Raw genomic sequence first — 12257 nt, 5'->3', positions numbered from 1 at the left:
ATACGGCGATCCGGCGCAAAGGCATGAGGTCATGCCCCTGCGCCGCCGCCACGCGGCCTGGTGCCTGGTTCAGGCCTTTTCGCCGCGCTTGCCGGTGCGGTACAGCAGCCAGCCGACCACCGCCAGCACGGCCAGGCCGATCCACTGGCTGAAATGCCAGGCTTCCGGCAGCGCCAGCACGTCGGCGCGGGCCGAGGCCACGATCGGAATCGCGATGGCGATGCCCATCAGCGCCTCGCCGGTGATCAGGCCGGCCGAAAACAGCACGCCCGGACGATGCACGCGATCACGGCCTTCCTCGTCGTCGGCGCGGACCTTGTGGAAGCGTTCCACCAGATGCGCCAGCAGGCCGCCCAGGAAAATCGGCACCATCAGTTCCAGCGGCAGGTAGATGCCGATCGCCGCGGCCAGCACCGGCACGCGGAAGCGGGCCTTGCGCGACTTCAGCCATTCGTCGAACGCGATCACCAGCGCGCCGACCACCGCGCCGATGCCGATCATCGCCCACGGCAGTTCGCCGCCGAACAGGCCGCGCGCGACCGACGCCATCAGGTTGGCCTGCGGCGCGGCCAGTGAATTGGGATGCTCCGGGGTCGGCGCACCGATGCCGTAGGCCTGCGCCAGCAGGTTCAGCACCGGCGCCATGATCAGCGCGCATGAGAACGCGCCGATGCCCAGCATCAGCTGCTGCTTCCACGGGGTCGCGCCGACCAGATAGCCGGCCTTGAGATCCTGCAGGTTGTCGCCGCCCACCGCTGCGGCGCAGCACACCACCGCGCCAATCATGATGGCCGCGACCGCGCCCAGCGGGGCGCCGCCGGCGCCGACCGGCGACATGCCGCTCTTGCCCAGCAGCAGCACCAGCACCGCCGAGGCGAACAGGATGGTGGAGATGGTGATGCCCGAGACCGGATTGTTGGAGGAACCGATCAGGCCGGCCAGATAGGCCGAGACCGACACGAACAGGAAGCCGGCGGCGATCATGATCAGGGTCATCGGCACGCTGACGTGCCACTGGTTGACGATGGCCTGGTACAGGCCCAGCAACGGCAGGGTGAACACCACCAGCGCCACCAGCATCCACTTCATCGGCAGATCGCGCTCGGTCTCCAGCAGCACCTGGCCGCCGGTGTTGCTGCTGCGCGCGGCGGCGAAGCCGCTCTTGATGCCCTTGAGCAGCGACTTGCGCAGCGAGAACAGGGTCCAGACGCCACCGACCAGCATCGCGCCCACGCCCAGGTAGCGGACCTTGGCACCCCAGATGGCGAAGGCAGCGTCGGCCGAGGAGGCATTGGCGATCGAAGCGGCCAGCGCCGGATCCGAACCGGTGAAGAACGCCTGGTACAGCGGGATGGCGATGTGCCAGGACAGCACCGCGCCGGACAGCACCACGATGCCGACGTTCAGGCCGACGATGTAGCCCACGCCCAGCAGGGCCGGCGACAGGTTGGTGCCGAGGAAGGCGGTGACCTTGGAGCTGCCGACGTAGGCCGACTGGGTCCAGGTATCGGGAATCATGCGCAGGCCGCTGGCCGCGGCCAGCTTGACCACCGCGCCGATCACGCCGGACAGCGCCAGGATCTTCAGGCCCGGGCCGGGGTTGTCACCGGCCTTCAGCACTTCAGCGGCCGCCTTGCCTTCCGGGAACGGCAGCGGATCCTCGACGATCATCGAGCGGCGCAGCGGCACCGAGAACAGCACGCCCAGCAGACCCCCCAGGCCGGCGATGCCCAGCACCCACCAATACTTGAAGTCCGGCCAGTAGCCCATGATGACCAGCGCCGGGATGGTGAAGATGACGCCGGCGGCAATCGACGAGCCGGCCGAGGCGCCGGTCTGGACGATGTTGTTCTCCAGGATGGAGCCGCCGCCCAGCAGCCGCAACACGCCCATGGAAACCACCGCGGCCGGGATGGCGGTGGCGATGGTCAGGCCGGCGAACAGGCCCAGATAGGCATTGGCGGCGGACAGGACCACCGCCAGCACGACGGCCAGCAGTACGGCGCGGAAAGTAAGTTGAGGCGTCGCAGCCTGATTCATGACGCGGTTCCGGGAATACAGAAGCCCGACAAACTATCGGCTACGCCCCGGCAAGTCCAGCCGGAAAGGCCGGCATGGCTATACTCGGCCGGTTCCGCATCGCCGACCTCGCCCATGGCCACAGCCTCCGTCCTCGCCACGCCCCTGCCCGCCCGCGAGGACTTCCTCGGCCATCCCAAGGGCGTCTACATCTGCTTCTTCACCGAGATGTGGGAGCGCTTCTCCTTCTACGGGATGAAGGCCCTGCTGCTGCTGTACCTGACCAAGTACCACCTCTTCGGCGACAAGGCCGGCCTGGACCTGCTGGGTGCCTACGGCGGGCTGGTGTACTGCCTGCCCGTCATCGGCGGCGTGCTGGCGGACCGCTGGCTGGGCATGCGCAAGGCGGTGCTGTTCGGCGGCCTGCTGCTGGTGGCCGGGCATGCGGGCATGGCGTTCGAGGGCCATGCCGCCGCCTACGTGGACGGCGTGGTCGCCCGCGACGAGGGTTCGCTGCGCATCACCTATCTGTCGCTGGCGCTGATCATCATGGGCGTGGGTTTCCTCAAGCCCAACATCTCCACCATCGTCGGCCGGCTGTATGCCGACAACGATCCGCGCCGCGACGCCGGCTTCAGCCTGTTCTACGCCGGCATCAACCTCGGCGCGCTGTTCGCCTCGCTGGTCTGCGGCTACCTGGGCGAGACCCTGGGCTGGCGCTACGGATTCGGCGCCGCGGGCATCGGCATGCTGCTGGGCCTGTGCATGTTCCTGTGGGGCCAGAAGTACCTGCATGGCCATGCCGAACCGGCCGCGCCGGAGCGCCTGCGCGAACGCGTCGCCGGCATTCCGCGCGAGTGGCTGATCTACGCCGGCGCGCTGCTGGGCGTGGCGCCGGTGGCCTGGCTGATGTGGGCCGCCGCCAACGGCACGTTCTCGCTGGGCGGCGAAATCTCGCTGGCGCTGCTGCTGATGCTGGTGGTGCTGGCGGCGGTGCTGGCCTGGTTCGGCTGGTTCCTGTCGACCCAGTGCACGCCGGTGCAGCGGCAGCAGATGCTGGCGTTGATGGCGCTGATTTTCATGGCGCTGATCTTCTTCACCCTCTACGAGCAGACCTACGGCTCGTGGGTGACCTTCACCGATCGCCTGTTGACCAAGGACGTGGTGCCCGCGTTGGTGCAGGCGCCCGTCGCGGTGAACTGGAGCGGACAGTGGGGGACCGATGCGCTCACCCTGCTGGCGCGCGCGCCATGGTCGACCTGGTCGCTGCTGCTGGCGCCGCTGGGCTTCGTGATCGCCGCGCGCCTGTCGGATCGCGATCCCGATTCCTCCGCGCCGCGCGCCGTGTTCATCGCGGTGGTGGTGCTGATGCTGATTTTCCTGCTGCGCGACTGCGTGGTACTGCCGCAGACCGCCGGATCCCTGACCTATCTCGGCGCACTGTTCCTGGTGCTGCTGGCACCGCTGTTCGCCGCGCTGTGGGCCTGGCTGGGCCGGCGCGGCCGCGATCCCTCCAAGCCGTTCAAGTCGTCGCTGGGCCTGGTCATCGCCGGCCTGTCCTTCATCCCGCTGGCCTGGGCTGCCCATCTGGCCGGCCAGAGCGGGCAAATGGCGAGCGTATGGTGGCTGGTGCTGGCCTACCTGGTGCTGGAGATCGGCGAGATGTGCCTGTCGCCGGTGGGACTGTCGGCGGTGACCCAGTTGTCGGTCCCGCGCGTGGTCAGCCTGATGATGGGCACCTGGTTCCTGGCCACCGCCTTCTCCGAAGCGCTGGCCGCGCTGTTCGGCAAACTCGCCGCCATCGACATCCCCGAAGGCGGCACCCTGGTCGTGGCCGATGCGGCCGCCCGTTATGCCGACCTGTTCTGGCTGATGACCGCCATCGGCGTGGGCTGCGGCCTGCTCGCCTTCCTGTGCTCACCGCTGCTTCGGCGGATGATGCATGGGGTGCATTGAAAAAGAATGGCACCTGCGGTGCCGTTCTCGTCTGTCTTACTTCGACTTGACCTGATGCTCCGCCACGTCCCCACCGATATGCCTGGCGAAGAATGCAAGCAGCCGGGTGTAGTACTCCTGCTGGTGCGCCTCGTCGTAGAAGCCATGTCCTTCTGTCGGATAGTAGAGCGCCTCGACCGGGACATTCGCGCTCTTCAGTTTTTTCTCCATCAACTCGGTGTGCTCGATGGGCGCGCGTCGATCCTGTCCCCCGGCAGCGAGAAAAACCGGCGCCTTGACCCGCGTGGCGAGTTGGGTCGGTGACACCGCGCCGATCGCGTCCTTGGCTCCGACCCATTCCTGCAGATAGGTCATCCCTGATTTGGCATCCTGGATGTCTCCCGTCCGGTAGAGCATCGGCAGCTCATAGACGCCGACATATCCAGCCGCGCAGCGATACAGATCGGGTTCCCTGACGACTCCCATCAGTGCCGCATAGGCGCCATAGCTGGCTCCGTAGATACAGATTCGCTCGGGATCGGCCACACCTTCGCGTATGGCCCACTGCGTAGCGTCGGTCAGATCATCCTGCATCGTCCCGCCCCACTGGCGCGCGCCCGCCTCATGGAATGCACGCCCGTACCCTCCCGAACCGCGAAAGTTCACCTGCAGGACCGCATAGCCGGCCTTGGCCAGCATCTGCGTTTCGGCATCGAACTTCCAACGGTCCACGATTCCGAACGGACCACCGTGTGGCAGCACGATCAATGGCAGTCCCTTGGCCGATTTGCCTGGCGGCACTGTGAGATAGCCATTCAGTGACAACCCGTCCCTGGCTTTGAGCAGGAACGGCCTGACTTCCGCCATTTCGGCCGGATCAAACCAGTCGCGACGGCTCAGCAGGTACTCCGCCTTGCGGGTCGCGGTTTCGAACAGGTAGTAGTCGCCGGGATTCCTGTCGCTGCTGACCTGCACCAGCGCCAGTTTTCCGTCGGCCGTGGTCGACGTCACCCTCACCACTTCCTCCGGGAACGCCTGGTCCAGCATGGCGTACAGGGCCGCGGATTTAGACTTCGGGTCGAAGAAGGTCCTCCTGGGTTTTCCGGCCGGCAACTCCACGCCTATCAACGCGCTGGCTTCGCTGCCGGCAGCGGCAAACTCGCGCATCAGGTCGCCGGGATCGGAGACTTCATCGCTGAAGATTCGTTCCTTCCGTCCATCCTCCACATGAAACGCCAAGATGGCATCCGGTCCCTCGGTCTGTTCGGCTTGCAGATAGGCAATCCGGCCATCCGCGGAGAATCCCAACGCGTGCTCCGCGTTGCCGCTGACGCTCTCGTCGTTGATGAGTTTCCAGTCGTCGGTTTCGCTCGCTCGGTAGAACAGTTTTCTGTTGTTGTCCGTCCCGGCGCCATCAGCAAACCGCACCACCCCTTCGCGGTCGGTGAGAAACTCTGCGCGCTGGACCGGAGCGCGTGCCACCACGAATCGACGCCCCGACCTCACGTCCAACCGTTCGGCCCGGGTATAAGGCTCATCGCCAAACGGCCACACGGCGATGATGACGTTGCGATCGTCCTGATCGAGCGTATCGACCAGAAAAGCCGCGGCGTTCTCCACCTTCTTGGGTTGGATGCGGGTGCCAGCGCCAGCCCCCTGCACGCGGAATCCCACCAGCATTTCCGGCTCGGAGCCATCCGCATTGACCGCGAACAACTCGCCGGTTGCCGTGGGCTCGTCCCGCGATCCGAATTTCTGCGCCATTGAAATGACCACCCGCTCCGGGCTGACCCACCAGAAATCTGATATGTGGGTATCCCGTCCCAGCCCGAACCGTGCGGTGATCGCGTTGTCCGAACGCCGCATGATGCTCAGGACGGTCTTGTCTTCCAATGGCACCGTGGCGGCCAGGTAGTCGCCCGATGGGGACAGCTTGATGTCCTGGAACTTGTCCTTCCTGATGTAGGAAGCCACGTCCGGACCGGCCAGAGCGGCACTCATGCCGGACAGCCACAGAATGGCGATGACTAGAACACGCATGTCGGCCTTCCATTTCCTTTGGGGAGATATCAAGAAACGCCGTCCTTCAGGCCGGCGTTTCATTTGTGCAGCCAGCTAGCGTGATCTATTGGGTTGCGCCCTTGCCCCCAATGTGCTGCGAGAAGAAGTCGAGCATCTTGCTGTATAGGTTGAGGTTGTTCTCTTCCTTGTAGAAACCATGTCCCTCGCCGGACTGGATGATCACGCCCACCGGCGGATTGCCCGCGGCGGTCAACGCCTTGGCCATCGCCTCGGTGTGCTCCGGCGGGCAACGGGCGTCACGCGCGCCGGCGGCCAGATAGATCGGCAGCTTCAGCTTGTCGACGTGATTGATCGGCGACATCGCGTCCTGCTCGGCCTTGGTGCTGCCATAGGCGCGGATCAGGTACTTCATGCCGTCTTCGCGCTTGCTGGTGTCGCTGAGTTTCATCTGGATCGCGGCGCTGTAGTTGCCCACGTAGCCGAACGCGCATTTGTACAGCCCCGGCTCGCGGGCCGGCGCCATCATCGAGGCGTAGCCACCGAAGCTGCCGCCGTAGATGCAGATGCGGTCCTTGTTGGCGTAGCCCTGCTGGATGGCCCAGTGCGTGCCGTCGAGGACGTCGTTCATGATGCCCTCGGCCCACTGGCCATAGGCCATTTCCTCGAATGCCTTGCCGAAACCACCCGAGCCGCGATAGTTCACCTGCAGCACCGCGTAGCCGCGATTGGCGAACATCTGGTTCTCGAACTGGAAGCCCCAGTTGTCGCGCGGGCCCATCGGGCCACCATGGACGTTGACGATCATCGGCAGGTTCTTGCCGTCCGAACCATTGGGAATGGTCAGGTAGCCATAGATGGTCAGGCCATCGCGCGACTTGAAGCTGATCGGCTTGACCGACGCCATCTTGCTGGCGTCGATCCACTGCCGATTCTTCATCAGGAAGCGCGCCTTGCCGGTATCGCGGTCGTACAGATACAGCTCGCCCGGATTCGCGTCGCTGCGCACCGAGACGACGATCTTCTTGCCGTCCTGGGTCGCGCTGGCGAAATCGACGAACTGGCCGGGGAATGCCGCCGCCAGCGAAGCATACAGCTCGGCGTCCGGATGTTCCTCGTTGATCAGCTTCACCTGCGGCGCGCCCGCTTCGGTGACCGTCGCGATCACGGTCTCGCCGTCGGCCGCCTGGATCAGCGTCGAAATCTCCGACACGGGATCCTGATGCAGCACGGTGAAACTGCCATCGGCGGTGTTCAGGGTGCCGAACGCCGAAGGTTTCTTGCCATCGCCCTGGGTGGCGTAGACGGTACCGTCCTCGGCCGACCCCAGGATGTCGATGCGCTTGCCGCTGGACTTGGAGCTGTTGATCAGCGTCCACTTGCCATTGTCGTCGCGGCGATAAACCTCGTTGTGGGCGTCGGAGAAATTGCCCTCCTCGTCGTAACGGTCATAGCAGACCGCGAAGCGGGGTTCTTTCTTCGCATCCAGTGCAATACCGCAATCGTCACGCGGGGCGCGGGCGAGCGACTTGCGGCGGCCACTCAGGGTGTCCATGAGCACGATTTCGGTGCCCGCGCCGGTCGACGACCGCTGGTAGTTGGCCGTCATCATGACGTTGTCGGGATCGTTCTTCAGCGTGTCCAGCAGGCCGAAGCTCTCGTTGCCGACCTGTTTGCCGCGCTGGGTCGCATCGCGGGTGCCGTAGAAAATCAGCGGCCGCGGCTGCGAGCCATCGGCGTTCACGGCATACCATTCGCCGGTGCCGAACGGCCGCGCGTAGCTGCCAATCTTCTTGATCGAATTGAACAGCAGGCGATCCGGCGAGGTCCAGTAGAAGCTGCCCACGCTCTTCTCTTCGGGCAGCTGGTTGACCTTGACGATGCTCAGGTCCTTGGTCCGCAGCACGGTCAGGACATCCTGGTCGCCGCGATCGACGGTCATCGCCAGGTACTCGCCGTTCGGCGAAATCTTCACGCTGCTGTAGGTCGGATGCTTGACGAAATCCTGGACCGGAATCAGTTCAACCGCCTGCGCCGCGCACGAGATGCCTATCGTGGCCGCGATACCGGCCCACTTCAGTTTCCCCATTTTCATTAAATCCCCCATGGTTGCTCCAGCTGATAAGCCGGATTACGGGAGTCTAAGCGAAACTAGGGAGAAATGTGATCCAGTACTTGTTCCAGGCCGGCTTCCCAGGTGTGCATGGCATGACCCAACAGGGATTCCAGCCTGCCATTGTCCAGGCGCGAATATGCCGGCCGCGACGCGCGCGTGGGATAGGCCGACGAAGGTATCGGGAGCACCCGCGGCAGGTTCGAAATCAGGCCGCGGCGGTGTGCGCCCGTCAGGATCGCCTCGGCGAATCCGTGCCAGCTGGTTTCACCGCCCGCTGTCAGATGCAGTATTCCCCGCGCTTCGGGGTGCCGCGCCATCACTTCCGCGGTCACATCGGCAATCAAGTGGGCCGGTGTCGGCGTCCCGCGCTGATCCGACACCACCCGCAGTTCGTCGCGTTCGCGCGCCAGCCGCAGCATCGTCAACAGGAAATTGCCGCCGCGCGCGCCATATACCCATGCCGTGCGGAAGATCACGTGCGGCGCGCCGGATGCGATGATGGCCTCTTCGCCCGCCCGCTTCGACGCTCCATACACGCCCAACGGAGCGGTGGGATCCGCTTCGCGGTAGGGGCGCTCACCGCGACCATCGAAGACATAATCGGTGGAGTAGTGAATCAGGGGGACGCCCCGATCCGCGCAGTAGGCCGCCAGCACCGCGGGAGCCTCCGCATTGGCGCGGTACGCGGCCTCGACATCATCCTCGGCACGATCGACGGCGGTATAGGCGGCCGCATTCACGACCTGATCCGGCTGTAGCCGCTCGAGCAGGCCGGTCAGCGAACGGGGCTGGTCGAAATCGGCCACCTCGCAGGAGGTGCCGTCCGGCAGTCGCCCCGTGCGGGTGGTGGACACGACCGTTCCAAGTCCGGCCAGGCTGCGCCCGAGTTCGTGGCCAACCTGTCCATTGGCGCCCAGCAGCAGGATCTTCATGCGTCGAACGTCGGCAGACGCCCGGGATCCACGTCATCCAGGAAGGGCGCGCGCGCGTCTTTCTCCGACAGCACGGGTTCGCCGATAGGCCAGTCGATGCCAATGCGGGCATCGTTCCAGCGAATGCCGGCATCACTGGCCTTGTCGTAGCCGGCGGTGCACAGATAGCTGAAAATGGCCCGCTCGGACAGGACCGCGAAACCGTGCGCGAACCCTTCGGGAATCCACAACTGGCGCTTGTTCTCCGCGCTCAGCACGACCGCCGTCCAGCGCCCGAAATGCGGCGACCCGCGACGGATGTCCACCGCGACGTCGTACACCTCGCCTTCCAGCACGCTGACCAGCTTGCCCTGCGGATTCGGCCATTGATAGTGCAAACCCCGCAGCACACCACGTGAGGATGACGAGACATTGCTCTGGACGAATCGCGCCGGCAGACCGCGTTCGCTGAATCGTTGGGCGTTCCAGGTTTCGTAAAAGAAACCCCGATCGTCACCGAAGACGGCTGGTTCAATCACAGCGCAGCCTGGCAGGTTGGTCTCGACTACTTTCAAGGGACGATTCCACGCTGCAGGAGGCTCAGGAGATATTCGCCATAGCCGTTCTTCGACAAAGGCTCGGCCAGACGTCGCAATTGTTCACCATCAATCCAGCCGTTGCCGTATGCGATTTCCTCCGGACAGCAGACCCGCAAGCCTTGGCGTGCTTCGATGGTCTCGATGAAAGTCGAGGCCTCCAGCAATGACTGATGGGTTCCGGTGTCCAGCCAGGCGTAGCCGCGCCCCAGTGGCTCCAGATGCAAGCTTCCGTCTTCCAGATAGCGGCGATTGAGATCGGTGATTTCCAGTTCACCGCGCGGTGATGGCTTCAATGACGCGGCATACTCGCTTGCACGACCGTCGTAGAAATACAGGCCGGTCACCGCGTAGTTGGATCGCGGTTTTGCCGGTTTTTCCTCGATGCCGATGACCTTTCCTTGCGCATCGAACTCGGCGACGCCATAGCGCTCCGGATCACTGACCCAATAACCGAACACGGTCGCACCTGCCTGACGTTGATCGGCGCGCTTGAGCGTCTGGCTGAAGCCATGACCATGGAAGATGTTGTCGCCCAGCACCAGGCAGCTCGGCCCACCGGCCAGGAACTCCTTGCCGATCAGGAACGCCTGGGCAAGGCCGTCCGGGCTGGGTTGCACCGCGTACTCGATCCGCATGCCCCACTGCGAACCGTCCCCCAGCAGGTTGCGGAACAGTGCCTGCTCGTGGGGCGTATTGATGATCAGGACCTCGCGGATCCCCGCCAGCATCAGAACGCTGAGCGGGTAGTAGATCATCGGCTTGTCATAGACCGGCAACAGCTGCTTGCTGATGGCGCGGGTGATGGGGTACAGGCGCGTGCCGGAGCCTCCGGCCAGGATGATGCCCTTGCGTGTGCTCATTGCGGAATCCCTGCTCAGACCGTCGTGCCGATGCGTTCCAGGCGATAGCTGCCGTCCAGCACCCGGTTCACCCACTCCTGGTTGTCCAGATACCAGTCGACGGTTTCGGCGATGCCCTGTTCGAAGGTGTACTGCGGCTCCCAGCCCAGTTCGTCACGCAGCTTGGAGGCATCGATGGCGTAGCGGCGATCATGCCCGGGCCGATCGGCGACGAAGGTGATCTGGCTGCTGCGCGGCCGACCATCGGACCGCGGCCGGCGTTCGTCCAGCAGACGGCAGATGGTCTCCACCACCTCGATGTTCTGGCGCTCCGCGTTGCCACCGACGTTGTAGGTTTCGCCTGCCCGTCCCTTCTGCAGGACGCTGCGGATGGCCGCGCAATGGTCGCCGACAAACAACCAGTCCCGGACATTCTTCCCGTCGCCGTATACCGGCAGTGCCTCGCCAGCCAGGGCGCGCTGGATGATCAGCGGAATCAGCTTTTCGGGGAAATGGAAAGGACCATAGTTGTTGGAGCAGTTGGTGGTCAGCGTCGGCAGTCCATAGGTGTGATGGAAAGCGCGCACCAGATGATCGGAAGCTGCCTTGGAAGCCGAATAAGGGGAGTTGGGGGCATACGGGGTGGTTTCCGTGAACTTGCCCGTGTCCCCCAGCGAACCATAGACCTCGTCGGTGGACACATGAAGGAAGCGGAAGCGCTCCTTTTCCGTGGGTGGCAGCGACTTCCAGTGATCACGGACGGCTTCCAGCAGGCCCAGCGTTCCCACCACGTTGGTCTGGATGAAGGCACCCGGGCCGTCGATGGAACGATCCACATGGCTTTCGGCGGCGAAATTCACCACGGCATCCGGACGATGCTGCGCCAGCAGCGAGGACACGCGCGATGCATCACCGATGTCGCCTTGGACGAAAATGTGGTTCGGGTTTTCCTCCAGCGATGACAACGTGTCCAGATTGCCGGCGTAGGTCAGCGCATCCAGGTTGATGACCTTGATGCCATCGGCAACGGCACGCAATACGAAGTTTCCGCCGATGAAGCCGGCGCCGCCGGTTACTAGCCAAGTTGTCACATCTCACCTCGTCCTATATTTGTTGTTCTGTCAGGTGTTGCGCGGGAGCGGGCCTGCAATCCGTCATCTGCCAACCGAACAGGGAAATACCATGCCATCCACCGTCCAAGGCGGTGACAGGCTGATTGTAACGGCCAGAAGCGCGAAAAGTGCCTGAATCAACGTGTGCCGGCCATGAAGGTCGCCGGAAAACCAGAAACCCGCCAGCCGGCGGGTTTCCATGCGAAACCGGTATCCGGGACGAGCCTCAGAACGGAATGTCGTCGTCGGCGAAGTCGTCCATCGGCGCGGGCTGCTGGGCCGGTGCCTGCCGGCGCGGGGCCTGCTGGGAATACTCCTGCCGCTGCGGGCGCTGCGAACGCTCCATGCCACCGCCGCCGCCGCCTTCACCGCGGCCGCCCAGCATCTGCATCTCGTCGGCGATGATGTCCGTGGAGTACTTCTCCACGCCGTCCTGGCCGGTGTACTTGTCGTAACGGAGCGAGCCTTCCACATACACCTGGCTGCCCTTGCGCAGGTACTCCCCGGCGATCTCGCCCAGCTTGCCGAAGAACACCACCCGGTGCCATTCGGTGCGTTCCTGCTGGTTGCCATCGCGATCCTTGCGGACGCTGGTGGTGGCGAGGCTGATGCGGGTGATGGCCATGCCTCCCTGGGTGTACTTGGTTTCAGGGTCGTTGCCGAGATTGCCGACCAGGATGACTTTGTTGATGCCGCGGGCCATAGCG

At 64.4% G+C, this 12257-nt stretch carries 9 protein-coding genes; 1 reads left to right on the top strand and 8 read right to left on the bottom strand.

Going from position 1 to position 12257, the window contains the following annotated elements; translation table 11 throughout:
• Positions 1–69: 69 nt before the first annotated feature.
• The gene (locus ACTHN1_RS03540; RefSeq protein WP_440469594.1) at positions 70–2040 is read right to left on the bottom strand and encodes an OPT family oligopeptide transporter; all 1971 of its coding nucleotides are present in this window, start codon (positions 2038–2040) and stop codon (positions 70–72) included.
• Between the two features lie 114 nt (positions 2041–2154).
• Between ACTHN1_RS03540 and ACTHN1_RS03535 the strand changes: the two genes are divergently transcribed.
• Entirely contained in the window at positions 2155–3975 is a 1821-nt protein-coding gene (locus ACTHN1_RS03535; protein WP_440469593.1) for a peptide MFS transporter, read from the top strand.
• Between the two features lie 36 nt (positions 3976–4011).
• Here the strand turns inward: ACTHN1_RS03535 and ACTHN1_RS03530 are convergent, their stop codons facing one another.
• The 7 genes from ACTHN1_RS03530 to ACTHN1_RS03500 form a co-directional block, all read right to left on the bottom strand.
• Complete coding sequence (locus ACTHN1_RS03530) at positions 4012–5994, bottom strand: alpha/beta hydrolase family protein (protein ID WP_440469592.1); 1983 nt, start codon at positions 5992–5994, stop codon at positions 4012–4014.
• 85 nt (positions 5995–6079) lie between these two features.
• Entirely contained in the window at positions 6080–8062 is a 1983-nt protein-coding gene (locus tag ACTHN1_RS03525) for an alpha/beta hydrolase family protein (protein ID WP_440469591.1), read from the bottom strand.
• A 62-nt stretch (positions 8063–8124) separates the two neighbouring features.
• Complete coding sequence (rfbD, locus tag ACTHN1_RS03520; RefSeq protein WP_440469590.1) at positions 8125–9021, bottom strand: dTDP-4-dehydrorhamnose reductase; 897 nt, start codon at positions 9019–9021, stop codon at positions 8125–8127.
• Entirely contained in the window at positions 9018–9575 is a 558-nt protein-coding gene (rfbC, locus tag ACTHN1_RS03515) for a dTDP-4-dehydrorhamnose 3,5-epimerase (RefSeq protein WP_440469589.1), read from the bottom strand. Before rfbC ends, rfbD begins: the two co-directional genes overlap by 4 nt.
• Positions 9572–10459, bottom strand: a complete 888-nt coding sequence (gene rfbA, locus ACTHN1_RS03510) for a glucose-1-phosphate thymidylyltransferase RfbA (protein WP_440469588.1) — start codon at positions 10457–10459, stop codon at positions 9572–9574. The genes rfbC and rfbA overlap by 4 nt, the downstream gene beginning before the upstream one ends.
• 14 nt (positions 10460–10473) lie before the next feature.
• Positions 10474–11529 (bottom strand): dTDP-glucose 4,6-dehydratase, encoded by a 1056-nt coding sequence (rfbB, locus tag ACTHN1_RS03505; protein ID WP_440469587.1) that lies wholly within the window; start codon positions 11527–11529, stop codon positions 10474–10476.
• 247 nt (positions 11530–11776) lie between these two features.
• Positions 11777–12253 (bottom strand): single-stranded DNA-binding protein, encoded by a 477-nt coding sequence (locus ACTHN1_RS03500; protein WP_440469586.1) that lies wholly within the window; start codon positions 12251–12253, stop codon positions 11777–11779.
• Between the last annotated feature and the right edge of the window lie 4 nt (positions 12254–12257).

Source organism: Pseudoxanthomonas sp., from assembly GCF_051953815.1.
Classification (GTDB): Bacteria; Pseudomonadota; Gammaproteobacteria; order Xanthomonadales; family Xanthomonadaceae; genus Pseudoxanthomonas_A.
Note: the sequence above shows the minus strand (reverse complement) of the source record. Positions and strands in the feature narration are given on the sequence as shown.

What these genes read in the sequence shown, in the direction of transcription:
- ACTHN1_RS03540 (WP_440469594.1), bottom strand. Translation starts at nt 2,040, where the DNA reads ATGAATCAGGCTGCGACGCCTCAACTTACTTTCCGCGCCGTACTGCTG.
- ACTHN1_RS03535 (WP_440469593.1), top strand. Translation starts at nt 2,155, where the DNA reads ATGGCCACAGCCTCCGTCCTCGCCACGCCCCTGCCCGCCCGCGAGGAC.
- ACTHN1_RS03530 (WP_440469592.1), bottom strand. Translation starts at nt 5,994, where the DNA reads ATGCGTGTTCTAGTCATCGCCATTCTGTGGCTGTCCGGCATGAGTGCC.
- ACTHN1_RS03525 (WP_440469591.1), bottom strand. Translation starts at nt 8,062, where the DNA reads ATGGGGAAACTGAAGTGGGCCGGTATCGCGGCCACGATAGGCATCTCG.
- rfbD (WP_440469590.1), bottom strand. Translation starts at nt 9,021, where the DNA reads ATGAAGATCCTGCTGCTGGGCGCCAATGGACAGGTTGGCCACGAACTC.
- rfbA (WP_440469588.1), bottom strand. Translation starts at nt 10,459, where the DNA reads ATGAGCACACGCAAGGGCATCATCCTGGCCGGAGGCTCCGGCACGCGC.
- ACTHN1_RS03500 (WP_440469586.1), bottom strand. Translation starts at nt 12,253, where the DNA reads ATGGCCCGCGGCATCAACAAAGTCATCCTGGTCGGCAATCTCGGCAAC.